General features: G+C 71.9%; 22 protein-coding genes and 1 tRNA gene. 12 read left to right on the top strand and 11 right to left on the bottom strand.

Annotation, left to right across the window (positions count from 1 at the left end):
* Positions 1-5 precede the first annotated feature (5 nt).
* The 6 genes from QUY26_RS24710 (at position 6) to QUY26_RS24685 (ending at position 5,107) form a co-directional block, all read left to right on the top strand.
* Complete coding sequence (locus tag QUY26_RS24710) at positions 6-485, top strand: Lrp/AsnC family transcriptional regulator (RefSeq protein WP_289950308.1); 480 nt, start codon at positions 6-8, stop codon at positions 483-485.
* 77 nt (positions 486-562) lie between these two features.
* Complete coding sequence (locus tag QUY26_RS24705) at positions 563-1,210, top strand: ABC transporter permease (protein ID WP_289950306.1); 648 nt, start codon at positions 563-565, stop codon at positions 1,208-1,210.
* On the top strand, positions 1,203-2,486 hold the full coding sequence (locus QUY26_RS24700) for a betaine/proline/choline family ABC transporter ATP-binding protein (RefSeq protein WP_289950300.1): 1,284 nt from the start codon (positions 1,203-1,205) through the stop codon (positions 2,484-2,486). Before QUY26_RS24705 ends, QUY26_RS24700 begins: the two co-directional genes overlap by 8 nt.
* A gap of 92 nt (positions 2,487-2,578) precedes the next feature.
* The gene (locus tag QUY26_RS24695) at positions 2,579-3,385 is read left to right on the top strand and encodes an ABC transporter permease (protein ID WP_289955986.1); all 807 of its coding nucleotides are present in this window, start codon (positions 2,579-2,581) and stop codon (positions 3,383-3,385) included.
* Between the two features lie 119 nt (positions 3,386-3,504).
* On the top strand, positions 3,505-4,389 hold the full coding sequence (locus tag QUY26_RS24690) for a glycine betaine ABC transporter substrate-binding protein (RefSeq protein ID WP_289955984.1): 885 nt from the start codon (positions 3,505-3,507) through the stop codon (positions 4,387-4,389).
* Between the two features lie 106 nt (positions 4,390-4,495).
* Positions 4,496-5,107 carry a helix-turn-helix domain-containing protein gene (locus QUY26_RS24685; protein ID WP_289950290.1) on the top strand — a complete coding sequence of 204 codons (612 nt, stop codon included), beginning with the start codon at positions 4,496-4,498 and terminating at the stop codon, positions 5,105-5,107.
* A gap of 154 nt (positions 5,108-5,261) precedes the next feature.
* Here QUY26_RS24685 and QUY26_RS24675 read toward each other — a convergent pair whose 3' ends face one another.
* From QUY26_RS24675 to QUY26_RS24650, 6 genes are all read right to left on the bottom strand, one after another.
* Positions 5,262-6,071, bottom strand: a complete 810-nt coding sequence (locus QUY26_RS24675; RefSeq protein WP_289950284.1) for a S16 family serine protease — start codon at positions 6,069-6,071, stop codon at positions 5,262-5,264.
* 112 nt (positions 6,072-6,183) lie between these two features.
* Positions 6,184-6,825, bottom strand: a complete 642-nt coding sequence (locus tag QUY26_RS24670) for an IclR family transcriptional regulator (protein ID WP_087884308.1) — start codon at positions 6,823-6,825, stop codon at positions 6,184-6,186.
* Between the two features lie 328 nt (positions 6,826-7,153).
* A complete protein-coding gene (locus QUY26_RS24665; protein ID WP_289950278.1) occupies positions 7,154-9,049 on the bottom strand; it encodes a DEAD/DEAH box helicase in 1,896 nt (631 codons plus the stop codon).
* A 188-nt stretch (positions 9,050-9,237) separates the two neighbouring features.
* Positions 9,238-10,704: an MFS transporter gene (locus tag QUY26_RS24660; protein WP_289950277.1), complete on the bottom strand. Its 1,467-nt coding sequence runs from the start codon at positions 10,702-10,704 to the stop codon at positions 9,238-9,240.
* A gap of 212 nt (positions 10,705-10,916) precedes the next feature.
* Positions 10,917-11,897 (bottom strand): hypothetical protein, encoded by a 981-nt coding sequence (locus QUY26_RS24655; protein ID WP_289950275.1) that lies wholly within the window; start codon positions 11,895-11,897, stop codon positions 10,917-10,919.
* A 128-nt stretch (positions 11,898-12,025) separates the two neighbouring features.
* Positions 12,026-12,751, bottom strand: coding sequence for a hypothetical protein (locus QUY26_RS24650; protein ID WP_289950274.1), 726 nt, complete (start codon positions 12,749-12,751; stop codon positions 12,026-12,028).
* A gap of 367 nt (positions 12,752-13,118) precedes the next feature.
* Here QUY26_RS24650 and melC1 point away from each other — a divergent pair, with 367 nt between their 5' ends.
* Positions 13,119-13,565 (top strand): apotyrosinase chaperone MelC1, encoded by a 447-nt coding sequence (gene melC1 / locus QUY26_RS24645; protein WP_289950273.1) that lies wholly within the window; start codon positions 13,119-13,121, stop codon positions 13,563-13,565.
* A gap of 17 nt (positions 13,566-13,582) precedes the next feature.
* Positions 13,583-14,410 (top strand): tyrosinase MelC2, encoded by an 828-nt coding sequence (melC2, locus tag QUY26_RS24640; RefSeq protein WP_289950271.1) that lies wholly within the window; start codon positions 13,583-13,585, stop codon positions 14,408-14,410.
* Here the strand turns inward: melC2 and QUY26_RS24635 are convergent.
* Positions 14,392-14,661, bottom strand: coding sequence for a DUF397 domain-containing protein (locus QUY26_RS24635; protein ID WP_289950269.1), 270 nt, complete (start codon positions 14,659-14,661; stop codon positions 14,392-14,394). The genes melC2 and QUY26_RS24635 overlap by 19 nt on opposite strands.
* Positions 14,658-15,515, bottom strand: coding sequence for a helix-turn-helix domain-containing protein (locus tag QUY26_RS24630; protein ID WP_289950267.1), 858 nt, complete (start codon positions 15,513-15,515; stop codon positions 14,658-14,660). Before QUY26_RS24630 ends, QUY26_RS24635 begins: the two co-directional genes overlap by 4 nt.
* 159 nt (positions 15,516-15,674) lie before the next feature.
* On the opposite strand from QUY26_RS24630, the gene QUY26_RS24625 reads away from it, so the two are divergent.
* Complete coding sequence (locus tag QUY26_RS24625; protein ID WP_289950265.1) at positions 15,675-16,094, top strand: ATP-binding protein; 420 nt, start codon at positions 15,675-15,677, stop codon at positions 16,092-16,094.
* A 10-nt stretch (positions 16,095-16,104) separates the two neighbouring features.
* Here QUY26_RS24625 and QUY26_RS24620 read toward each other — a convergent pair whose 3' ends face one another.
* A complete protein-coding gene (locus tag QUY26_RS24620; protein WP_289950263.1) occupies positions 16,105-16,656 on the bottom strand; it encodes an isochorismatase family protein in 552 nt (183 codons plus the stop codon).
* A 160-nt stretch (positions 16,657-16,816) separates the two neighbouring features.
* Between QUY26_RS24620 and QUY26_RS24615 the strand changes: the two genes are divergently transcribed.
* Positions 16,817-16,891: transfer RNA gene (locus QUY26_RS24615), tRNA-Cys, on the top strand.
* A gap of 15 nt (positions 16,892-16,906) precedes the next feature.
* On the opposite strand, the gene QUY26_RS24610 is transcribed toward QUY26_RS24615, so the two are convergent.
* Entirely contained in the window at positions 16,907-17,851 is a 945-nt protein-coding gene (locus tag QUY26_RS24610) for a L,D-transpeptidase (RefSeq protein ID WP_289950260.1), read from the bottom strand.
* Between the two features lie 177 nt (positions 17,852-18,028).
* Between QUY26_RS24610 and QUY26_RS24605 the strand changes: the two genes are divergently transcribed.
* Entirely contained in the window at positions 18,029-18,568 is a 540-nt protein-coding gene (locus QUY26_RS24605) for a SigE family RNA polymerase sigma factor (RefSeq protein WP_289950257.1), read from the top strand.
* A complete protein-coding gene (locus QUY26_RS24600; RefSeq protein WP_289950256.1) occupies positions 18,558-19,217 on the top strand; it encodes a L,D-transpeptidase in 660 nt (219 codons plus the stop codon). The genes QUY26_RS24605 and QUY26_RS24600 overlap by 11 nt, the downstream gene beginning before the upstream one ends.
* A gap of 375 nt (positions 19,218-19,592) precedes the next feature.
* Here the strand turns inward: QUY26_RS24600 and QUY26_RS24595 are convergent, their stop codons facing one another.
* Complete coding sequence (locus QUY26_RS24595; RefSeq protein WP_289950254.1) at positions 19,593-20,138, bottom strand: AAA family ATPase; 546 nt, start codon at positions 20,136-20,138, stop codon at positions 19,593-19,595.
* Positions 20,139-20,584: the final 446 nt, after the last annotated feature.

The following is a 20,584-nucleotide window of genomic DNA, read 5'->3' as shown; positions in this document are numbered from 1 at the left end:
GCGGCATGGCGATCGATCATTTGGACGGCAGGCTCATCGTGCTGCTCGCCCGGGAGCCGCGCATCGGCGTCCTGGAGGCGTCCCGGCGCCTGGGCGTCGCGCGGGGCACGGTGCAGGCCCGGATGGACCGGCTTCAGTCGAACGGAGTCATCCGGGGCTTCGGGCCGGACGTGGATCCGGCGGCGCTCGGCTACCCGGTGACGGCGTTCGCGACGCTGGAGATCAAACAGGGCCAGGGCGCGGACGTACGGGCCCATTTGGCGACCGTGGCCGAGGTCCTGGAACTGCACACCATCACCGGCCACGGCGACATGCTCTGCCGTCTGGTGGCCCGCTCGAACGCCGATCTCCAACGTGTGATCGACCGGGTCGTGGGTTTTGATGGCATCGTCCGGGCCTCCACGGCGATCGTCATGGAGAACCCGGTCCCGCTGCGGATCATCCCCCTGGTGGAACAGGCGTCCGACGACACAGGACGTGGGTAGAGACGACGGGTACGGCACGCGGGCGCCGGGAGCCTCCCGGCGCCGTCCGAGCGCTCTCGGCGAGGTGAACGGCACGGATGAACTTCTGGGACTACCTCGGCAACCGTCACCAGCAGTTGCTGATGGACGCGTACCAGCACGCGAGCGCCGTCTTCCAGTGCATGGTCGTGGCCACGGCCGTCGGCGTACTGATCGGCGTCCTGACGTACCGCAGCGAGTGGGCGGGGAACCTGGCGACGACGGTGACGTCCACGATCCTCACCATCCCCTCGCTCGCCATGATCGGTCTGCTGATCCCGGTCGTGGGCCTGGGGGTGGCGCCGACGGTGACGGCCCTGATCCTGTACGGCCTGCTGCCGATCGTGCGCAACTCCATCGTCGGCCTGCGCGGGGTCGACCCGACGCTGGTGGACGCGGCGAAGGGCATCGGGATGTCGCGGCTGCACCGGCTCGTGCGGATCGAGCTGCCGCTCGCGTGGCCGCCGATCCTGACCGGCATCCGGGTCTCCACGCAGATGCTGATGGGCATCGCCGCCATCGCCGCGTACGCCTCGGGACCCGGCCTCGGCAACGAGATCTTCCGGGGCATCGCCTCGCTCGGCAGCAAGAACGCGCTCAACCAAGTGCTCGCAGGCACGCTGGGGATCATCGTCCTGGCGCTGCTCTTCGACGCCGTGTACGTCCTGATCGGCCGGCTGACGATTCCGAGGGGTATCCGTGTCTGAGACGTCCGATACGACCGCCGCCACCGCCCCGCCCGCGGAACCGGCGTCCGCCACCACCGGCGCGACGATCGAGCTGGAGAACCTCACCAAGCGCTATCCGGGCAGCGGCGAACCGGCCGTGGACAGCGTGAACATGGAGATCAAGGCGGGCGAGATCGTCATCTTCGTGGGCCCGTCGGGCTGCGGGAAGTCCACCACGCTGAAGATGATCAACCGCCTGATCGAGCCGACCAGCGGCCGCATCCGCATCAACGGCGAGGACGTCACCGACATCGACCCGGTGAAGCTGCGCCGCAAGGTCGGCTACGCCATCCAGTCCTCCGGGCTCTTCCCGCACATGACGGTCGCCCAGAACATCGCCCTCGTGCCGAAGATGGTCGGCTGGGGGAAGTCGAGGATCAAGGCGCGGGTGGAGGAGATGCTGGACCTGGTGGGCCTGGATCCGGGCGAGTTCCACGGCCGCTATCCGCGCCAGCTCTCCGGCGGCCAGCAGCAACGCGTGGGTGTGGCACGGGCGCTCGCCGCCGACCCGCCCGTGCTCCTGATGGACGAGCCGTTCGGCGCGGTCGACCCCATCACCCGCGACCACCTCCAGGACGAGCTGATCCGCCTCCAGCACGAGCTGCACAAGACGATCGTCTTCGTCACGCACGACTTCGACGAGGCCATCAAGCTGGGCGACCGCATCGCCGTCCTGCGCGAGCGCTCGCACATCGCGCAGTTCGACACCCCCGAGGCGATCCTCACCAACCCGGCCGACGACTTCGTGTCGGGCTTCGTGGGCGCGGGCGCGGCCCTGAAGCGGCTGAACCTCACCCGCGTACGGGACGTGGAGATGGCGGACGTACCGACGGTGACCGTCGACGACCCCCTCCAGGAGATCTTCGACAAGCTGCGCGCGAGCGGCACCAACGAACTGCTCCTGCTCGACAAGCGCCGCCGCCCCTACAAGTGGCTGCGCCGCGGCGACCTGATGCGCGCCAAGGGCTCCCTGGCCCGCGCGGGCACCCTCGTGCACGACACGGTGACCCGGGACGCGACGCTGCGGGACGCCCTGGAGGCCGTCCTCACCGACAACGCGGGCCGGGTCGCCGTGACCGGGCGGCGCGGCGAGTACACGGGCGTCGTCGACATGGAGACCCTGATGAACTCCGTGCACGAGATGCTGGAGGCCGACCGGCTCGACGCCATGGAGCACCAGCACGAACTGGAGGAGCAGCGGGCCGAGTTGACGCACGCGGCACAGGAGGGCACCGCGGGGGAGGCGAAGGCGTGAGCCCGCCGCCCGGGGGCGAGCCCCGGATCCCCGAACGCAAGGCCGCGGCCAGGGCGCCCGAGCGCCCCCGGGGCGAGCACGACGTCAAGGGCCTGGCCTTCCGCGACGAGGGCGAGGCCGAGCAGGAGGCGCCCGCGCCGTCCGCCGCGCCGGGGCCGCCGCGCCGGATCACCTGGCAGAAGCTGACGGTGCTCCCCGCGATCCTGGCGGCCGTGCTGCTCGCGACCTGGCTCTGGTTCCAGCAGGCGGACCTGGACTCGATCTCCGAGAACGCGCTGTCCAACGGGCAGGTCGGCAAGGCGCTGCGCCAGCACGTCGAGCTGACGGCGATCTCGACGTTCTTCGTGCTGATCATCGCGATCCCGCTGGGGATCCTGCTCACCCGGCGCGCCTTCCGCAAGGGCGCCCCGGTGGCGATGGCGCTTGCCAACATGGGCCAGGCGACCCCGGCGATCGGTCTGCTCGCGCTCCTTGTCATCTGGATGGGCATCGGCGAGAAGGCGGCCCTGACGGGCATCATCATCTACGCCGTCCTGCCGGTCCTCTCCAACACCATCGCGGGCCTGCGCGCCAACGACCCGACCCTCCTGGAGGCGGCGCGCGGCATCGGCATGTCCCCGCTCGGCGTGCTCGCGCGGGTCGAACTCCCCCTCGCCGTACCGCTGATCCTCGCGGGCGTGCGCACGGCCCTGGTCCTGAACGTGGGCACGGCGACGCTCGCGACCTTCGGCGGCGGTGGCGGGCTCGGCGTCCTGATCACGACGGGCATCACCAATCAGCGCATGCCGGTCCTGATGCTCGGCTCGATCCTGACGGTGGTCCTCGCCCTGCTGGTGGACTGGCTGGCGTCGCTGGCCGAGCTGGTGCTCAGCCCGCGCGGCCTGGAGGTGCGGTCATGAGGCGTACGACGCGACGGCGGGCCCAGCGGCGCGGGGCCAGTGCGCGGACGAAGGCGCTCGCGGCCGTGGGCGGGGTGCTGCTGGTGGCGGCCGGGTGCGGGCTCACCAGCGGTTCGCCGATGGTGGACGACGTGAAGCCGGGGATCGTCGGCAAGGGCAAGCCCCTGGAGGGCGCCGATCTCACCGTCACCTCCAAGGAGTTCACCGAGCAGCTGATCCTCGGCGCCATCATGGGCATCGCGTTCCAGGCGGCCGGGGCGGACGTCCTCGACCGGACCGGCATCCAGGGCTCCATCGGGGCGCGCGAGGCGGTCAAGGGCGGGGACGCGGACGCCATGTACGAGTACACGGGCACCGCCTGGATCACCTATCTGGGCAACTCCGACCCGATCCCGGACCCCCACCAGCAGTGGGACGCCGTGCGCAAGGCGGACGCGAAGAACGGCGTGACGTGGCTGCCGCCCGCCGCCCTGAACAACACCTACGCCCTGGCCCTGAACGAGTCCAACCTCAAGAAGTACGGCACGAAGACCCTCTCCGACGTCGCCGCCCTGTCCAAGTCCGACCCGAAGGCGGTCACGCTGTGCGTGGAGGGCGAGTTCGCCAACCGCGCCGACGGCCTGCCCGGCATGCAGAAGAAGTACGGCATGAGCCTGCCGGCCGGGAACATCACGCAGATGGACACCGGGATCATCTACACCCAGGCGGAGAAGGGCAGTTGCACCTACGGCGAGGTCTTCACCACCGACGGCCGCATCAAGGCGATGAACCTGACGCCGATGGTCGACGACAGGCGCTTCTTCCCCAACTACAACGCCGCCCCCGAGATCAACAGCAAGACCATGAAGAAGCACCCGGAGATCGCCGAGGTCCTGGCCCCCGTGACGAAGAAGCTCGACAACACGGTGGCGCAGGAGCTGAACGCGAAGGTGGACGTGGACGGGCAGGACCCGCACGAGGTGGCGAAGGACTGGATGGTGGAGCAGGGCTTCGTGAAGGAGTAGCCGCCGCCGGCACGGGGCGCGGCCGTGTGGCGCCCCGACCACTCACAAAGACTCCGTTGCAAAGGAAGCGTTGCAACGGAGTCTTTGCACGCGTAGGCTGCGGAGCATGACGGAGAAGTCACCGCCGCCCGAGCAGGCGGCACCGGCCCGCAACGTCCGCCATCTCGACCCCCGCACCCTGCGCGGCATCGCCCACCCCCTGCGCATGCGGATCCTCGGCTCGCTGCGCCTGGACGGACCGGCGACGGCCTCCCAACTGGCCGAGCGTCTGGGCGAGTCGAGCGGGGCGACGAGCTATCACCTGCGCCAGCTCGCGGAGTACGGCTTCGCCGAGGACGACCCCGAGCTCGGCAAGGGCCGCGAGCGGTGGTGGCGCGCCATCACCGACGGCACGTACGTGGACAACGACCTCGCCCGGAGCACCGACCCCGAAGTGCGCGGCGCCTACGCCACGTTCATGCACGAGCACGCGGGGAACCACGCCGCGGAGGTCGCCACCTGGATCGCCACCGGGCAGGACTGGTCGGAGGAGTGGATCGAGGCCTCGGACATCAGCGACTTCACCCTGAGCCTGACGCCCGCGCTCGCGGCCGAACTCAAGGCGAAGTTGCACGAACTCGCGGAGAGCTACCGGGCGTTGGCGCCTAAGGACGGCACCCCGAACACGGCCAAGGTCCGCCTGCACACGCACCTGATCCCGACCCGTCCCACGGACTGAGAGGCCAGCGCGATGCACCCCGACGTACATCTGATGCTGCACCACGCCCGCGCGGCGGACTTGGCTCGCGCGGCCCCCGCCGGACGACAGCCGCGCGAGGCGCAGCTGCGGGCTCAACTGGGCCGGCGGCTGGTCGAGTTGGGGCTGTTCCTGGTCAGCAGCTCGGGACCTTCTCGCCCTTCTCCAGGGCTCGCAGCGCGTCGACCGTACTCGCCAGCGTAGTGACCGGTACGAGCGAGAGGCCCTTGGGCTTCTCGGCCTCGGCGTCCGAGCACTCGGCCTTGGGCACGAGGAAGACCGTGGCGCCGTCGCGGGCCGCGGCCTGGGTCTTCAGGGCGACGCCGCCGACCGGGCCGATCTTGCCGCCGGGGGAGATGGTGCCGGTGCCCGCGATGCTGCGGCCGCCGGTCAGGTCTCCCCCGCTGCCGTCGCCGTCCAGCTTGTCGATGATGCCGAGCGCGAGGAACAGGCCCGCGCTCGGCCCGCCGATCTTGCCGAGGTCGACCTGGACGTCGACCTTGTCGGTGCCGTCCACGCCGTTCGCCCGCAGATAGCCGAGCGCCGCCTTCGTGGCGTCGTCCTGGGACTCGCGCATGTCGCCGAGGTTGTGCTTCTCGACTTCCTCGACGTTGTCGCCGTCGGGGTAGACGGAGTCCTTCGGCATCACGGCCCGGTCCGTACGGAACCAGCCGTCGATGACGTCACCGAGCCGCACGTCCATCTGCGGCCCGGTCGCCACGATGGTCGTCATCCGCAGCTCCCCTTCCGTCTCGCGCTGGGGCGCACCGCTGATCTTGAGGACGGGCTTGCCCTTGTACTCCCCGAGCACGTCGGCGGTGCCGCCCGGCTGGGCGACCGCGAAGGGGAGCGGGGCGAGCGCGACGACGGCGAGCAGGCCGACCAGGGGTACGGCGGCGACGGCCAGGGCCTTGGGGCGGCTCAGACGAGCGAGACGAGACAGCACGCGTCCAATCTAACGCGAGCGGAGAATCAGCCCCTCCGGCGCTTGCGGACGAGCCAGGCCGCAGGCCGCGACCGGCGGCGCCCCGGGTCGCACCGAGCGCGCCGGCGCGGCCTCAGCGCAGCGCGTCAGCGACCTCACGGGCGGCGTCCACCACGCGCGGCCCCACCCGCTCCGGTACGGAGTCCGCCAGCATCACGACGCCGACGCTCCCCTCTATCCCGGTCACGCCGACCAAGGGGGCCGCCGCGCCGCTCGCCCCGGCCTCCAGCTCGCCGTGGGTAAGGGCGTACCCGGGGTCGGTGATCTGGGCCTGGCGGGCCGCGAGGATCGCCTTGCCCGCGGCGCCCCGGTCCAGCGGGTGGCGGAAGCCGGTGCGGTACGCCACGTGGTAGTCGGTCCAGGTCGGCTCGACGACCGCGACGGCGAGCGCCTCGGTGCCGTCGACGAGGGTGAGGTGGGCGGTGGCGCCGATGTCCTCGGCGAGGGCGCGAAGGGCGGGCAGCGCGGCCTCGCGGACGAGCGGGTGGACCTGCCGGCCGAGCCGCAGCACCCCGAGCCCGACGCGGGCGCGCCCGCCCAAGTCCCTGCGCACCAGGGCGTGTTGTTCGAGCGTGGCGAGGAGCCGGTACACCACGGTGCGGTTCACGCCGAGCTTGTTGGACAGCTCGGTGACGGTCAGGCCGTGGTCGGTGTCGGCGAGCAGCTTGAGGACGCGCAGTCCTCGGTCGAGCGTCTGAGATGTCTCCGCTGTCACGACGCCCACTCCTTTAGTGGTGAGGGTCGACGGCCCCCTCTGGCGGCGGGCACCGGACGCGCTCCGGGGCGACGCTGCCACGGGGCGTTGTGTAGCGGGGACAGTAGCGAGGGCGTCCCGCTCAGCGGAAGACTCCGTCCAGAATCCGGTCAAGAGGAAGGAAAGAGAGACCGGATCATCCCGATAAATCCCGTCGGGGATGGACACTGCGTGCACAACGTCTACACGCGGAGCACACGATTCCCCACGGGAGGGCGTACTGGCGGCGTACCGGCGGCGTACTGATCGCCACGGGCAGGCGTACGCCCCCGCGCGGGAGGGCGAACGCTCACCGCATCCGGGTGGCCCACTCCTGCACCTTGGCGACCCGCTGCCGCAGCTGCCCGGCCGTGGCCTCGGCGCTCGGCGGGCCCCCGCAGGTGCGCCGCAGCTCGGTGTGGATCACGCCGTGGGGCTTGCCGCTCTGGTGGGAGTACGCGCCGACCATGGTGTTGAGCTGCTTGCGCAGTTCGAGCATCTCCTTGTGGGAGACCACGGGCCGCCGCTCGGCGGGCAGTTCGAGGAGGTCGGCCTCCTCGGCGGGCTTCTTCTTGCTGTGGGCGATCTGCCGGGCCTGCCGCTTCTGGAGCAGCAACTGCACCTGGTCCGGCTCCAGGAGCCCGGGAATCCCCAAGTAGTCCTGCTCCTCCTCGCTCCCCGGGTGGGCCTGCATGCCGAACTCGGCGCCGTCGTAGAGGACGCGGTCGAAGACGGCCTCGGACTCCAGGGCCTCGAAGGAGAACTGCTCCCCGGTGGCCCCATCTTCTTCGTCCTGCTGCTTGTTGGCCTCGTCCATCTCCTGCTCGGACTCGGCGTAGGGGTCCTCCTCGCCGTGCTTCTTCGGCCGGTCGAGGACGTGGTCGCGCTCGACCTCCATCTCGTTGGCGAAGCCGAGCAGGTCCGGGACGGTGGGCAGGAAGACGGAGGCGGTCTCGCCGCGGCGCCGGGAGCGCACGAAGCGCCCGACGGCCTGGGCGAAGAACAGCGGCGTGGAGATGGTCGTGGCGTACACGCCGACGGCGAGCCGCGGCACGTCCACGCCCTCCGACACCATGCGCACCGCGACCATCCACCGCTCGTCGCTGCCGCTGAAGTCGTCGATGCGCTTGGAGGCACCGGCGTCGTCGGAGAGGACGAGGGTGGCCTTGGTGCCGGTGATCTCGCGGATCAGCTTGGCGTAGGCGCGGGCGGAGTCCTGGTCGGAGGCGATGACGAGGCCACCGGCGTCCGGGATGGCCTTGCGCACCTCGCTGAGGCGCCGGTCGGCGGCCTTCAGGACGTTCGGCATCCATTCGCCGCGCGGGTCCAGGGCGGTGCGCCAGGCCTGCGAAACGGCGTCCTTCGTCATGGGCTCGCCGAGGCGGGCGGCGATCTCGTCACCGGCCTTGGTGCGCCACCGCATGTTCCCGCTGTACGACAGGAAGATCACGGGCCGCACGACGCCGTCGCCGAGGGCGCTGCCGTACCCGTACGTGTAGTCGGCGGCCGACCGCCGGATCCCGTCGTTCCCCTCCTCGTACACGACGAAGGGGATGGGGTTGGTGTCGGACCGGAAGGGCGTGCCGGTGAGCGCGAGCCGCCGGGTGGCGGGCTCGAAGGCCTCCAGGCAGGCCTCGCCCCAGGACTTGCTGTCCCCCGCGTGGTGGATCTCGTCCAGGATCACCAGCGTCTTGCGCTGCTCCACGCGGTTGCGGTGCAGCATGGGCCGCACGCCGACACCGGCGTACGTGACGGCGACGCCCTGGTACTCCTTGCTGAGCGGTCCCGCGCTGTACTCGGGATCCAGCTTGATCCCTATGCGCGCGGCCGCCTCGGCCCACTGCTTCTTCAGGTGCTCGGTGGGCGCGACCACGGTCACCTGCTGGACCACGTGGTGGTGCAGGAGCCAGGACGCGAGCGTCAGCGCGAACGTCGTCTTGCCGGCGCCGGGCGTGGCGACCGCGAGGAAGTCGCGCGGCTGCTCCTGGAGGTACTTCTCCATCGCCCCCTGCTGCCAGGCACGCAGCTTGCTGGCGGTGCCCCAGGGGGCGCGGCCCGGGAAAGCGGGGGAAAGGTGGTGTGACGAGGAGGCGTAGGCGGGGGCGGGCCCGGTGGGCTCTCCGTTGAGGGCGGTGGCGGGTGACGGGCGGGCGGTAGTCACGGTCTCCGGTTCGTTCGGGCTCGGCGGCACGGCTACGTATGACAACCGGGCCACCTTACCGGTGCGACCCCCGGGCACCGGGTTGACGACCCCGGAGGCGGAACGGGTGGGACACGTCTCACACCGGAGCACCGATTCAGCCCGTCCGGTGTGTGCGGACGAGGCGCGCAGCGTCGATACCGGGTCCGGGGCGGAGCCCGGACCCGGGAAGGGGCGCCCGCGCGCGGAGCGCGCTAAGGGACGCGGTGGGGGCTGCGCAGCCGCGTCCCCAGCCACGCCCCCGCCAAGGCGACCCCCGCCATCGGCAGAAACACCGCGACGAACGCCCCCGGATGAGAGCCCGTCGCCTCGGCGGCGTGGGAGGCCCCGGTCAGCCCACCCCCGAGCGCGGCGAACGCGGCACCCCCGGCGGCGAGCAGCAGCGCGTTGGACAGCCCGTCGGAGATCTGGAGGGCGGCGGAGTTGGACCCCGCGTCCTCGGGCGGCGAGAGGCGGAGCAGCAGGACACTGGTCGAGGCGATCACCATGCCCATGCCGAGGCAGCCGAAGCCCCAGGCGACGGCGACGGTCCACACCGGAACGGCGTCGACCAGGACACTGGGCGCGGTGGCGATGGCGGCGGCCACCAACACCATCCCCGTGACCACCAGCTTCTCCCGGTGCGGCTCCATCCGGGGCCGCGACTGGACGTAAGAGCCGAGTGCCCACGTGGCGCCACCCGCCGCCAGCGAAAGCCCGGCAAGCGTCGGCGACAGCCCCCGCTCGGTGACGAGCATCAGCGGTACGAAGGACTCGGCGGCGATGAACGACCCGGCGGCGACGCCACGAAGCAGCACGACGGACGGCAACCCCCGCGCCGCCCGGTACGTACCGCGCGGCAGCAGCCCGAGCACGGCGGGCACGAGGACGGCGGCGCCGACCACGGCCGGGAGCAGCGACAGCCAGCGCAGGTCCTGCCCGGCGTACTGCAGCAGCCCCGCGCCCAGCGAGATGCCGAGGGCGAGCCGGATGCGGCGCCGGTCGAAGGGCTCGGCGGGGGCGTCGGGGTCGACGGGCCCGGCCGCGGTCCGCCGGATCGCGGGCAGGGCGAGGGCGAGCGGGACGGCGACGAGTGCGGGGATGCCGAGGAACACCCAGCGCCAGCCCGCGTGTTCGGTGACCGTGCCCGCGATCAGCGGGCCGATCACCGAGGGTATGACCCAGCTCGCGGCGAACGCCGCCAGGATGGACGGCCGCAGCGCCTCCGGGTAGGCGCGGCTGACCACCACGTACAACGCCACGATGACGAGCCCGCCACCGAGCCCCTGCACCGCGCGCCCCAGGATGAACTGCCACATCGCTCCCGCGGTCCCCGCGAGCAGCAGCCCCGCCGCGAACGCCCCGATGCCGCCCGCGAGCGCCCCCAGCGGCCCGCGCCGGTCGGCCCACTGCCCCGCGAGCACCATCCCGAACAGGCTCGTCGTGAAGTACGCCGAGAACGCGAAGGCGTACAGCGGGATCCCGTCGAGCTCCCGCGCCGCGACGGGCATCGCCGTCCCGACGGCGGTGGCCTCGAAGGCGATGAGGAAGACGACGGAGACGATGCCGATGCTCAGCGCGCGGTGCGGTGCGCTGAGGACACCGCCCCGCGGCGCGGGCGGCTCCGTGTCGACGGGCGGGGCGGGGGCGACGTCGGTGTCGCGCGGGTCGGGGGTGGTCATGCCAGCCACGGTAAGGGCCGGGACGGAGATTGACCCCTGTCCGGAGGAGGTCGCCCGCTGGTCCCTTGGTCGTACGCCCCGGGGCCTGAGCAGGCGTACTCCCGACCCGCGCGCTCAGCCCTCCACGGACCCCGACCTCACGGGCTCAGCGCTTCCCGGATCCCGACCTCACGGGCTCGGCCCCCACGCCCACGATTCCCGACCCCACACGCTCAGACCCCCTCAACCCCGGTACCTCCCCCGGCCCCCGAGCCTCCGCTCCCCGAGCCCCCGCTCCCCGAGTCACCACCGCCACCCGCCCCGTCCTCCGACCAGTCCAGGAACCGCTTGTACGTCTCCGTGCCGGACTTGCCCTTGTCCCAGGTGACCGTCAGGGTGTCGCCGCCCGCGAAGACCAGGTCGCCGAAGATCTCCTTCTTGCCGCGCTCGCAGAGCAGGCCTATGCGGTAGCTGCGGCCCGGTTCGACGACGCGGCGCAGGCCGGAGCAGCGGCCGCCTTCGAACAGGGAGACGGAGGCCTTCTTCGGCCTCGTCGAGTCCGGGGCGTCGCGGAGCCCGAGGATGCCGCCGCCCGGCTTCTCCGAGCGCCAGAACCCGACGATGGTGGTGCCGGTGGGCCCGCCCCGGGGCTCGTCCTCCTCCTCGTCCTCGCTCTCCTCGGAGTCGGGGTCGGCGTACGGGTCGTCGGACTCCCCCGTGCCGTCCGACTCCTTGGCGCTCGGCGTCTCGCTCGGACGGGGCTCGGCACCCGCGCTCCCGCTGGCCTTGGCCGCGGGCTTCTTCGACTCCCCGTCGTCATCACCCTTGCCAACCGCGAACCAGACCCCGCCGCCGACCACGGCGAGCGCCACCACGGCGGCCGTGACGGCCAACCACCTCTTGCGCTTCGGGCCACCGCCGTCGGGGGCGGGGAACTGAGGGGGGTAACCGCCGTAGGGCGGTTGGGCGTTCGGCTGGGCATAGGGCTGGGGGCCGCCGGGCTGGGCGTAGGGGTCGGCCTGCGACTGCGGGCCCGGCTGCGCGTACGGGTTGTCGGCGGCCGGCTGCTGCGCGCCGTACGGGCCCTGCGGCGGCGGCGCGTACGGCCCCTGCGCTCCCGGGGACGCCCCCGGAGGGGGACCGAACCCCCCACCTTGCCACGGCTGGTGCTGCGACTGCGGCTGGCCGGGCTGCTGCCCCGGCGGCTGCGTCATCTGTGGTTCCTCCCCCGTCACTCAGACAACAGACTGTCCAGCCAAGCGACCCGGACATGCCCATTGCAAGTGCAATTTGAGCCAGTCGGGCACGAGAGACCCGCCACCCGCCGCGGTTCGGCCGAGGCTCAGTTCAGCGCCGCGCTCGCGAGCACGTCATCCACCGCCGCCTCATCCACCGGTCCCTTGTCCGCGTACGGCCCGACACCCGTCCCGGGCGTCGCGACCCCCAGCAGGAACGCCGACCGACCGCCGTCCACCGAGACGAGCGTCAGCCGCAGATGGGCCGTGCCGCCCTCGCCGTCCCGCACCGCGAGCGCCACCGTGTGGGCGGGGCGGCCGTCGACGGTCGTCGCCTCGGACTCCTTCACCTCCGACGATCCGTCCGGGTAGAAGAACTCCGCGTTGGAGCGCGCGGCCCGCTCCGTCTCGGTCTTCAGCGAGGAAGCGGGCACGGCACCCGACCGCCCCGCGAGGGCGAGACCGCCGCCCTCCTCCTCGTTCCCTTCCTCCGCCGAGTCCCCGAGCCCCTTGCCCTTCGAAGCGATCGACGACGTGAACGCGCCGATCAAGTCCCCCCGCTTGTCGTTGCGTTCCCACCCTTCGGGGATCCCGTACGACAGCCCCGCCCGCGCGTCCGTCACCCGCGGCCTGCCCGCGAGCGGCGCCTCGTCGCCGTCCCGCGTCCACCACCAGGTGCCGAGACCGGCGGCGAGCACCGCGAGGACCACGGCCACGACGACCGGGACGGCTCTGCCCCTGCGGCCGCGCGCGGGCTGCGGCTGCTGCGGGTACTGCGCGTACGGCTGCGGGGGCGTCGGCGGAACAGGCGGAACCGGGGGCGCTGTCGTCATGCACCCAGCCTCGCCGCTCCGCCCCGCCCCCTCCTGAGTACGCCTACTCAGGGCCCTACTCACTCGGCGCGCCTTTTGGCCAGCTTTCCCCTGTGACCCGGCACACCCGTCATGGCGCATAGGTGAAGATCTTTCACGTTATCCTCACTCAGGACGCAGGATTTGCGGTCTGCGCACCACCAGGGCGAACGGACAGCAGAATCACGCTTGTCCAACTCTGCACTTTTTAGACGTAGTTGTCCGTAATAAAGGGCAACTCCTCCCGCCGATTGCGGCACCGCGCCTTCCCCCATGTACGCATGGCCCCGGGCAGTCCGGCCGACCACCGGAACCGCCCGTTCACCACGCTCACTTGGGGGTTTTACGCATGTCCGGAATCACCCGCCGCCGGGCCATCGGGGCCGCCGCGAGCGCCGCCGTCGGCCTCGCCGTCGTCGGTGCCGCCGCCCACGCCTCGGCGACGGCCGCCGCGCCGCACGACCAGGGCCACGCGGGAAGCGCCGAGCCCGACGCCTTCGACGAGGTGTATCTCGGCCGCCGCATCCAGGGCGCGCCGTCCCACGGCGGCGGCCACCACGGCGCCCACGCGGGCCCGCACGGGGGTCATGGCACCGGCTACTCCGTCCGCATCGACGGCGACGAACTGCACCTCATGCGCAACGCCGACGGCACCTGGATCAGCGTCATCAACCACTACGAGCCGCAGGCCACTCCGCGCGCCCTCGCCCGCGCGGCCGTCGTCGAGCTCCAGGGCGCCAGGCTCGTCCCGCTCGCCCCACCCGCGCCCGCAGCCGCGCCCTCGTCCACCGCCTGACCCGGAGCAGCACCGCCATGACCGTACGCAAGAACCAGTCCCAGCTCACCGCCGACGAGAAGCGGCGGTTCGTGAACGCCCTCCTCGCCCTCAAGCGCGACGGGCGCTACGACTCCTTCGTCAGCACGCACAACGACTTCATCATGAGCGACACCGACAACGGCGACCGCGTCGGCCACCGTTCGCCGTCCTTCCTGCCCTGGCACCGCCGCTTCCTCATCCAGTTCGAGCAGGCGCTGCAGTCCGTGGACCCCTCCGTCGCCCTGCCCTACTGGGACTGGACCGTCGACCGCACCCCGGCCGCCTCCCTCTGGGCCCCCGACTTCCTCGGCGGCACCGGCCGCAGCCGCGACAGCCAGGTCACCGACGGCCCCTTCGCCTCCTCCGGCAACGGCTGGCGCATCAGCGTCCGCGTCGACGGCCGCGACTTCCTGCGCCGCTCCCTCGGCGCGGGCGTCCGCCAACTCCCCACCAAGGCCGAGGTCGAGTCCGTCCTCGCGATGTCCACGTACGACATGCCGCCCTGGAACAGCGCCTCCGACGGCTTCCGCAACCACCTCGAAGGCTGGCGCGGCGTCAACCTCCACAACCGCGTCCACGTCTGGGTCGGCGGCCACATGGCCACCGGCGCGTCCCCCAACGACCCGGTCTTCTGGCTCCACCACGCCTACGTCGACAAGCTGTGGACCCAGTGGCAGGCGCGGCACCCCAACTCGCCCTACCTGCCCGCCTCCGGCACCCGCGACGTGGTCGACCTGCACGACACGATGCGCCCGTGGGGCGACGTCACCCCGGCCGACATGCTGGATCACACGCGGTACTACACCTACGACGTGGCCGCCTGAACGAAGTCACGCCAGGCCCCCGCAGCGAATCCGAGGCGGGGGCCTTGGCGGTTCTTGGAGTCGCGTACGTGGATGGTGGTGGGGGTGGGGGCGACTTCGACGCAGCTGTCGCCCTCGCTGCCGCTGCTGTAGCTGCTCCTGGTCCACGTCAGCGCGACCTCGACGCAGTCGTTGATGTTGCTGCTGTCGCTGTAGCTGCTCTTGAACCAGATGAGTTCGCGGCCGTCCCCGGCGAGGGGCTTCTGGGTCATGTCTCTCCCCACAGTTGCTCAATGAAGGCCAGCGACCCCCGTGGAGTGAGAGCCTGGGCCCTGATCATGCCGTAGCGCAGCTCAAGGATGCGGAGCTGCTTCGGATCGGAGACCGGGCGGCCGTTGAACTCCCCTTCGGAACGTCCCACCGACGTGCCGTCTCCGAACTTCAGCAACTGGATTCGCCCGCCCTCGATTCCGGCATGCTCCTCGCAGTTGGTCGGCATCACCTGGAGGGTGACGTTGGGCAACCGTCCGACTTCCAGCAGCCGTTCGAGCTGCGCGCGCAGAATCATTCTGCCCCCGATGGGCCGTCGGAGTGTCACCTCCTCCTGCACAAAGATCAGGTCGGGTGCGGGTGAGCGCTCGAAGATCTCCTGGCGTGCCATGCGAGCGGCCACGCCGCGCTCCACCTGGTCCAAGGAGTAGGCGGGTTGCCGCGACTCGAACAACGCCTCCATGTACTCCTTCGTCTGCAACAGCCCGTGCAGGTTGTGGTTGCCGTACGAAGCGACCTCAACCGCCCGCTCCTCCAGCTTCGCCAGCTCCCGAACCTTCTTCGGATACCGCGCCTTGGCCATCTCCTCCTTCATCGCCGAGATGAAGCCGCCCGCCCCGAGCACGCGGTCGGCGGCATCCAAGTACTCGGGGCGAGGGATCCGCGCCCCGCGCTCGACCTTGCGGACAAGGTCCTCCCCATACCCGATGGCCTCGCCGAACTCCCCCGCGCTCAGCCCTGCGGCCTCACGCCACCGCTTCTGCTGGTGGCCCAGCGCCTCGACCACCGAGGCGATCTCGTCCTCGGGCTCGACGTCCCAGCCCGCCTCGTCCGCGCCTTCGCCGTCCGCACTCATCACGCCCACCCCCGAAAAGCGCCGCCCCGCTCCAACGCGCAGCCGTACCCGTAAGGCACTCCGGACAGCCGGGACAGCACCGGACAGCGACGGGACAGTCACCGTACGTGCACCGCGCACCACGGTGCGGGGGAACCGGCTGGCGTCACGCTGAGGTGCATGGACTCGGAGACCACGCAAGCCCCGGCCGCCGTAAGGACGTTCAGCATCCGGCTCTCCTCGACTCCGAGGGGTGCCCGTCTGGCGCGCAGAGCGGCGGTGAGCCAACTCCAGTTGTGGGGGCTGCCGTTCGAGCCTGCGCAGCACATCGTGGCGGAGCTGGCGAGCAACGCGGTGCGGCACGGGTACGTACCGGGCAGGGACTTCCGGCTGACGCTGCGGCTGACGGAGGGCGGGGTGCTGCGGGTCGAGGTGACGGACACGTACACGGAGAGGCTGCCCCGCCCGCAGGGCCGGGTGGCGCCGGAGGCGGAGTCGGGGCGGGGCCTGCTCCTGGTCGAGGCACTCGCGACGCGCTGGGGCACGGAGGTGGGGCCCGCGCCGGGCAAGACGGTGTGGGCGGAGGTCGACGACGCCTGAGCGGCGCGGCTCAGGAGAAGGAGACCTCCTGCGCGCGCAGGGTGCCGCCGCGCCTGCCGGGGGCTTCCTGGCGGTGCCAGTACAGGTTGGTGTGGGCGATCACGAGGTCGGGGGACGGGGCTCCGTAGCCGCTCAGGTCCTCCGTGGTGTGGGCGTCGGCGACGAGGGTCGCGTCGTAGCCGCGGGTGAAGGCGCCGTGGAGGGTGGAGCGGATGCAGGCGTCGGTCTGGGCGCCGGTGACGACGAGGTGGCCGACGGAGTGTGCGGCGAGGACGGACTCCAGGTCGGTGGCCTCGAAGGAGTCGCCGTAGTGCTTGTGGACGACGGGCTCGCCGTCGCGGCGGACCAGTTCGGGGACGTAGGCCCAGCTCTCGCTGTCGCGCGGGAGTTCGTCGTCGGAGTGCTGGATCCAGATGACGGGCACGTCGGCCGCGCGTGCCTTGTCCACGACGACGGCTATGTTCGCGACCACGGCGTCCCGCTCGTACGCCTCGGCCACCACCCCGTTCTGCATGTCGATGACCAGCACGGCGGTACGGGGGCGGTCGGGCAGGGTCGTCATGGGGGTCTCCAGTTCCACGGTCCACGGGTTCGCCGTCGCGGCGTTCCCTGTTTCGTGAACGCCGCATGGCAGTCGCGTTGCGGCGACGGCCCGGCGCTTGAGCGGCGCGGGCCGTGCCGCCTACGGTCGATACGTCACGTACGACGAGAGCGTACGACGTGGCCGTGTGCCCGAGTGGTTGAGGGATTCGCCTGCAAAGCGAAGTACACCGGTTCGATTCCGGTCACGGCCTCCACGTCCCCGTAAGCGATCACGCGTTCAGGGCGCTGCCCGCGCGCCAGTCGGCCCAGGAGACGTTCCAGTCGCCGTAGCCGTTGCCGGGGGCGACCGTCTCCTTGGAGCCGGTGACGCGGATGACGTCGCCGGGGATGACCTCTTCGTAGAAGCGGCGGGCCGTGCCGTCCGTGGCGAGGCCTATGCAGCCGTGGGTGACGTTGGTGTTGCCCGCGAAGGTGTTGGCCTTGGGGTTCTCGTGGAGGTAGGTGCCGGACGTCGTGAGGTGGACCGCGTAGCTGTAGTAGCCGGCGTACGCGTCCGCGTAGCCGACCGTGCGGGAGTCCATGAAGACGCGGCGCTGCTTGTCGGAGACCACCATCGTGCCGTTCCAGGTGTCCATGCCGGGCGCGCCCGCGGTGATCGGCACGCGGCGCGTCACGCCGTCCTTGACGACCGTCATCGTGTGGCTGCGCACGTCGACCGTGGCGACCAGGGAGCGGGCGACGGTGAAGGTGCGGTCGATGCCCGATCCCACCCGGACGGTGACCTTCGTGCCGGGCTTCCAGTACGTCCTCGGGCGGTAGTCGACCCGCTGGCCCTCGTGCAGGTTGCGGTCCTTGACCCAGCTCCAGGAGCCCGTCGTCGGCGTGCTCGTGCGCACCCTCAGGCGCCGCTCCACCGCCGCCCGCTCCGCCTTCGGCACGGGCCGGTCGAAGGTCACCGACACCGGCATGCCGACGCCCACCCGCTGCCCGTCGGCCACATTCACCCGCACCCCGCCCCCGCGCAGCGCCGCGGGCTCCACCACCGGCTTCGCGCGGGGCGCGGGCACCTCGGCCGCCTTCCGGTCCTCCTTCGCCCCCGACGGCGCCGAAGGGCCGTCCTGACCTCCCAGCGAGCAGCCCGCGAGGACGCCCGCGCACAGCACGGCGGCCGCCACCCCGCGTACGACGTGACGGATTCTGGTGCGCCTGGCCATCGGGTCCCCCTGTGTGGTGTTCCGGCCTGGGCCGGTGTGTTTCCATGTACGCCACCCATACGCACGGCGGGGACCGCCGGGTTGCATGAGGCGTGCGGGAAGAAAATCGGGGCTGGTTGTGACGGGGCGCGGCGCGGGCGGCGAACGGTCACGGTCGTGGACAGGAACGGCGGGGGCATGACGGAGGACGAGTTCGACGCGTTCTACGCGTCCGCGTTCCCGCGCGTCGTCGGCCAGGTCTACGCCTTCACCGGCGACCACGGACAGGCCCAGGACGTCGTCCAGGAGGCGTTCGTACGGGCGTGGGACCGGCGGCGCGACTTCGCGGCCGTGCACGCGCCGGAGGCCTGGGTCCGCACGGTGGCCATGCGGCTCGCGGTGAGCCACTGGCGGCGGGCCCGGCGCTGGCTGGAGCTGGTGCGCAAGGAGCCGCCGCCCGAGCACACGGCGGGGCCCGGGCCCGAACACGTGACGCTCGTCGCCGCGCTGCGGAAGCTGCCCGAGGCACAGCGGCTCGCGATCGTCCTGCACCACCTGTGTGACCTCAGTGTGGAGCAGGTAGCCTCCGAGACCGGTGCCCCGACCGGCACGGTCAAGGCGCGGCTCTCGCGCGGACGCGCGGCGCTGGCCAAGCACTTGTCCGGCGCGTACGGGAGCGACGACGTACTCGACGGAACGAGCAACGGGAAGGAGGCGGATCGGGATCGTGTCCGATGAACCCTCGGCCCCCGGCCCGGCCCCCGACCTCTCCGCCGCCCTGCACGCCCTGGCCCTCGACGCCCGCTCCCCCGCCCCCGGCACCGGCGCCGACGTGCGCCGCCGCGCCGGGGTCCGGCGCCGCCGCAGGCACGCGGCCCTCGTCGGCGGTGGTGCCGTCGCCGCCGCCGCGCTCGTGGCCGGACTGGTCGTGGGCCTCGGCGACGACTCCGGCTCCCGCCCCGCGCCGCCCGCCGCCCCCACCACCTCCGCCCCGACCGCGCCCGTCGCCACCGCCGACCTCGCGCGCCGCGAGCTGTCCGTGGCGGGCCGGAAGCTGCCCCTGTCCTCGGGCCGGGCGAAGTACCCGACGAAGCCGGGCCGGATGACGGTCGTCGCCAAGCACCGCTCGACGAAGCTCTCCGGCCGGACCGTCGGCCTCGGCGAGACCTACGACATGTACTTCCACTGGGTCCTCGAACTGCGCGACGCCGACGGCCGCACCAACTACGTCGTCGCCCTCACCTTCGACGAGAAGTCCGTCGGCGAGCGCGATGTGACCCACGGCTGGCTCGGACTGCGCACGGCGGACGCCAAGTGGCTCTACGGGAAGCTCCGTCCGGGGTCGGTGGTCGCCATCGAGGGGAAGGCGCCCGGCACTTCGGGCTGACGCGGGGTGTGGCCGCGCGCGCGGTGCGCGGACCGCGGACCCCGCGCGTGCGGTGCGCGGGCCTCGGGCCGCGGTCGACGGCGTCCTCAGGCGCAGCGCGTGGGGCGTGGGCGGATGAGGGCGTGGGCGCGTGGGCGCGTGGGCGCGTGAAGAGGGGCGGCCCCCTGACGGGACCGCCCCTCCTGTGGTGCCGGGATCAGCCCCAGCCCGTGTCGTTGTCATCCCCCATGACACATCTCCCCCGTAGTGACCGAGTTGTTCGGGACTCCTCGATGGTGCCCTGCAACTGCCCCTGCCTAAAAGGGATTTATGGGGGGATCGCATGCCTGAAGCGTCATCGCGACCCGACCGGCACCGGTCGGAGACATTCCACTCTCAGGCCACGGCCGCCTCGCGCAGGCGCGCGAGGATCGCGTCCACCGTCTGATCCACCGTCAACTCCGAGCTGTCCAGCCACAGTCCGATGCGCGGCGTGGTGGCGCGCATCCCCTCGTCCAGGGCCTCGACCGTCCACTCGCCGTAGCCCGTCTTGCCCCGGCCCGCCTCCCGTTCGGCTACAGCAGTGGGGCTCGGGGCGAGTACGACCACGTGCAGGGGGCGGGTGCGGATCGTCTCCACGTAGCGCTTCAGCTCCTCGCCGAGGATCACGTCCTGGACGATCGCGGTGAAGCCCGCGGCGGCGTACGCGTCGGCCGTGGACGCCGACAGGCCGTAGCGGAGCCGGAGTTGGGCCTCGGCCTCGGCACCCGCGCCCGGCTCGTACTCCTGCCGTCCGGAGACGACCATGCGTCGGAAGACGTCGCCCCGCACGTGTGCGGCGCGGGGCAGTCGCTCGGCGAGGGCCTGGGCGACGGTGGACTTCCCTGCGGCCATGATGCCGGTGATGACGATGACCCCTTCGGGGGTGGTGGAGGCGTTCATCTGCGCGAAGTTACCGGAGCGGGGGTTGGGGTTCCTCTTGGTTTCCGGGGCCCGGGTCCTTCGCGGGGCGCCCCAGTCCCGCCCCTTCTCCGAAACCGGGGGCCGCGCCCCCTGGACCCCGCTCGTCGGCGCTCCGCGCCTCGTCCTCAAACGCCGGACGGGCTGGATGGGGCGGGTGCGCCGTGCGGGTGGGACGAGCCACCGCCGATCGGCCTTCGGCCTCGTCCTCAACCGCCGGACGGGCTGAAATGCCCCACGGCACAGGGAAGGCGGACATGCTCCACGGCACCGGACAGCGGAAATCACCGGACAGCGGAAATCCCTCACAGCGCCGGACAGGCAGCACCCCCGACGGCGCCAGGCAGGCGGAAATCCCTCACAGCGCCGGCAGGCGGGAATCCCTCACAGCGCCGGCAGGCGGGAATCCCTCGCGGCGCCAGGCGGGC

This window comes from Streptomyces flavofungini (assembly GCF_030388665.1).
GTDB lineage: Bacteria > Actinomycetota > Actinomycetes > Streptomycetales > Streptomycetaceae > Streptomyces > Streptomyces flavofungini_A.
This window is presented reverse-complemented; position numbering and strand designations above follow the sequence as displayed.

Excerpts from the sequence above, each read along its gene's own strand:
- QUY26_RS24660 (WP_289950277.1), bottom strand. The coding sequence starts at position 10,704 with ATGACCACCCCCGACCCGCGCGACACCGACGTCGCCCCCGCCCCGCCC.
- QUY26_RS24655 (WP_289950275.1), bottom strand. The coding sequence starts at position 11,897 with ATGACGCAGCCGCCGGGGCAGCAGCCCGGCCAGCCGCAGTCGCAGCAC.
- QUY26_RS24610 (WP_289950260.1), bottom strand. The coding sequence starts at position 17,851 with ATGGCCAGGCGCACCAGAATCCGTCACGTCGTACGCGGGGTGGCGGCC.
- melC2 (WP_289950271.1), top strand. The coding sequence starts at position 13,583 with ATGACCGTACGCAAGAACCAGTCCCAGCTCACCGCCGACGAGAAGCGG.
- QUY26_RS24690 (WP_289955984.1), top strand. The coding sequence starts at position 3,505 with ATGGTGGACGACGTGAAGCCGGGGATCGTCGGCAAGGGCAAGCCCCTG.
- QUY26_RS24705 (WP_289950306.1), top strand. The coding sequence starts at position 563 with ATGAACTTCTGGGACTACCTCGGCAACCGTCACCAGCAGTTGCTGATG.
- QUY26_RS24625 (WP_289950265.1), top strand. The coding sequence starts at position 15,675 with ATGGACTCGGAGACCACGCAAGCCCCGGCCGCCGTAAGGACGTTCAGC.
- QUY26_RS24685 (WP_289950290.1), top strand. The coding sequence starts at position 4,496 with ATGACGGAGAAGTCACCGCCGCCCGAGCAGGCGGCACCGGCCCGCAAC.
- QUY26_RS24620 (WP_289950263.1), bottom strand. The coding sequence starts at position 16,656 with ATGACGACCCTGCCCGACCGCCCCCGTACCGCCGTGCTGGTCATCGAC.
- QUY26_RS24710 (WP_289950308.1), top strand. The coding sequence starts at position 6 with ATGGCGATCGATCATTTGGACGGCAGGCTCATCGTGCTGCTCGCCCGG.
- QUY26_RS24650 (WP_289950274.1), bottom strand. The coding sequence starts at position 12,751 with ATGACGACAGCGCCCCCGGTTCCGCCTGTTCCGCCGACGCCCCCGCAG.
- QUY26_RS24635 (WP_289950269.1), bottom strand. The coding sequence starts at position 14,661 with ATGACCCAGAAGCCCCTCGCCGGGGACGGCCGCGAACTCATCTGGTTC.
- QUY26_RS24595 (WP_289950254.1), bottom strand. The coding sequence starts at position 20,138 with ATGAACGCCTCCACCACCCCCGAAGGGGTCATCGTCATCACCGGCATC.
- QUY26_RS24630 (WP_289950267.1), bottom strand. The coding sequence starts at position 15,515 with ATGAGTGCGGACGGCGAAGGCGCGGACGAGGCGGGCTGGGACGTCGAG.
- melC1 (WP_289950273.1), top strand. The coding sequence starts at position 13,119 with ATGTCCGGAATCACCCGCCGCCGGGCCATCGGGGCCGCCGCGAGCGCC.
- QUY26_RS24605 (WP_289950257.1), top strand. The coding sequence starts at position 18,029 with ATGACGGAGGACGAGTTCGACGCGTTCTACGCGTCCGCGTTCCCGCGC.